Genomic DNA, 837 nt, shown 5'->3' with positions numbered 1-837 from the left:
GACCACGTACTAAACGCCCTATTCAGACTCGCTTTCGCTGCGGCTCCGCCTCTTCAGCTTAACCTCGCACGGGATCGTAACTCGCCGGTTCATTCTACAAAAGGCACGCCATCACCCGTTAACGGGCTCTGACTATTTGTAGGCACACGGTTTCAGGATCTCTTTCACTCCCCTTCCGGGGTGCTTTTCACCTTTCCCTCACGGTACTGGTTCACTATCGATCACTAGGGAGTATTTAGCCTTGGGAGATGGTCCTCCCAGATTCCGACGGAATTTCACGTGTTCCGCCGTACTCAGGATACATTCAAGAGAGAACGAAGTTTCGACTACGGGGTTGTTACCCTCTACGACGGACCTTTCCAGGTCGCTTCGTCTACCTCGTTCCTTTGTAACTCCGTATAGAATGTCCTACAACCCCAAGAGGCAAGCCTCTTGGTTTGGGCTATGTTCCGTTTCGCTCGCCGCTACTCAGGAAATCGCATTTGCTTTCTCTTCCTCCAGGTACTTAGATGTTTCAGTTCCCTGGGTCTGTCTTCCTTACCCTATGTATTCAGATAAGGATACCATACCATTACGTATGGTGGGTTTCCCCATTCGGAAATCTTCGGATCAAAGCTTACTTACAGCTCCCCGAAGCATATCGGCGTTAGTCCCGTCCTTCATCGACTCCTAGTGTCAAGGCATCCACCGTGCGCCCTTTCTAACTTAACCAAACTAAAATTAAAAAATATGAGCTACACTGTTATCTAGTTTTCAAAGAACATACATTTATATATGAGAGATAGTTCTCTCAAAACTGAACAAAACGAAACACGGAAACTTTATTGATGAACAGCG

General features: G+C 47.4%; 1 rRNA gene. It reads right to left on the bottom strand.

The features are described 5' to 3' along the window. A 23S ribosomal RNA gene (locus HMPREF1014_RS29170) occupies positions 1-711 on the bottom strand; the annotation flags it as partial. Positions 712-837: the final 126 nt, after the last annotated feature.

This window comes from Bacillus sp. 7_6_55CFAA_CT2 (genome assembly GCF_000238655.1).
In the GTDB taxonomy this organism is placed as follows: Bacteria; Bacillota; Bacilli; order Bacillales; family Bacillaceae_G; genus Bacillus_A; species Bacillus_A cereus.
Note: the sequence above shows the minus strand (reverse complement) of the source record. Positions and strands in the feature narration are given on the sequence as shown.